Genomic DNA, 1778 nt, shown 5'->3' on the forward strand with positions numbered 1-1778 from the left:
TGCAAAAGTATAAAAACACTTTAACTTTCAATATATTGCGATCTTTTTCTCTACGGTTACATAACGCCCAATTAAGGGGTGAGCAACGCTACCACCCAACCTAAAGCATTGCGCCATAAACACTTAACCTAAAGTAGAACCCAAAATGCCAAGCGTTGGGAATCCCTCTTAAATTGTTTGTTATATGCTTGCTGACATCAAAATTTGCTTTAGCTTAAGTGCAATTCTAATTGACTCTTCGATTTCAGGAAGAACATCACTAAACCTCTGACTAATCGGGTCAATCTCTGGAGCACTCGCTTCAAAAATAACCGACTTACCTGAAACATAAATCGAAACACTGTCATCAACTAGCGGCGTAAACCGCTGACTAATCAGATCAAAATTTTCAGCTTGCTCGAACATCATAATCTTAACTGTATTCCCGTAAATTTGATGCACGATCTGAGTCAACTTGTCCTTGGGGTTCGGGTGGAATCGAATCCAAGTATTTCCCGCAGCTCTTGGCTTTGAACTTTCTGGATTTAACTCAGGATAACGTTCTTGGACATGATCTAAATAGAGACGTGCAAAAAGTGTCATTTCATTGCTAACTGTCGACTTATAACCTCGACGTTGTTTGTCGATAGCACTTTTCATTAGCTTAGCTTTGTACATACCACGCGCACTAGTGTCTGAAATAAAGTAAGCCATTATTTCTTCGTAAGAAAGTTGCGTATGATAAATTTCTGACGTTTTATCTAAGTATTTTTGTGGTGCTATTAGACAAGTAACAAAATCTACCCAATGCCCATGCTCTATTCCCGCCTTTCCACGCTGGTGATAACGAATGGCTTGCTTTGGCTGAGCCAGAGCATCTAATTTGTTTTCTATCAATATAGCTTGAGGTGATGAATCTTCTGATTCATAAATGAAAATTAAATCAGACTCACCAAGCACATTGTCAGATACAGAGTGCCAAGCACCAACAAGCTTTATATGACTAGGCAATCCAGTGACTCTAGTAACTAACCAATTAGAAAAACTTTCCGATACGTTTAACTCTTCAAGCAAAACCAAGTCAATATCGCGCTCATTTATAGAAGAAAAAATGTTCAAATTTTCCATTTTCACGTACCTGCATATAACGCCGCATTAAGGGGCAAGCAACGCTACCGCACAGCTTAAAACTAACCAGCCGTAACCTCAGATGCCAACCCAAGCCAAAAATTCCACGCGTTGATTGTCCCTCTTGAATGCTTTGTTATGTAACTTTACTAATCATTTCAAAGTATTACAAAGAACAACATTGCCAAATACCTTTAACTTACATGAAAAGTTAGCAGTAACCCAGTAGAATTCGCGTGACAACAACAAAACTGCGAGCCCTAGTTCAAAGAAAAAATGACTGCCACCAAGCTTATCGCAAACTCACTTAACCATTGAGAAAAGACTGAAAACTCGAAGAACAAGAAGACGGAAACTAAGCCAATATGAATAAGACTGACTTTACAAACCTTATAAATAACCAATTAAAACAATAAGTTAAATCCATAAACATGTGAAGTAGAAGCCAACTTAAAAAAGCAAAAGCATAAAAATATTTTTAATTTTCAATATATTGCGGTCTTTTTCTTTACGGTTACATAACGCCGCGTTAAGTGGTGAACAACGCTAACCACCAAACCTAAACCATTGTGTCGTAACCACTAAAGCTGATTCAAACTAAAAATGCCAAGCGTTGTGAATCCGCCTTAAACGCTTTGTTATGCGACTTTCAATGTACGCAGCTTGATTGG

General features: G+C 38.0%; 1 protein-coding gene. It reads right to left on the reverse strand.

Features of this window, described 5'->3' with window-relative positions:
* Positions 1-180 precede the first annotated feature (180 nt).
* Positions 181-1107, reverse strand: coding sequence for a PD-(D/E)XK nuclease family protein (locus tag EXA13_RS16505; protein ID WP_238134086.1), 927 nt, complete (start codon positions 1105-1107; stop codon positions 181-183).
* Between the last annotated feature and the right edge of the window lie 671 nt (positions 1108-1778).

It is taken from the genome of Vibrio cincinnatiensis, from assembly GCF_022113815.1.
GTDB classification, from domain to species: domain Bacteria; phylum Pseudomonadota; class Gammaproteobacteria; order Enterobacterales; family Vibrionaceae; genus Vibrio; species Vibrio cincinnatiensis_A.

Excerpts from the sequence above, each read along its gene's own strand:
- EXA13_RS16505 (WP_238134086.1), bottom strand. The coding sequence starts at position 1,107 with ATGGAAAATTTGAACATTTTTTCTTCTATAAATGAGCGCGATATTGAC.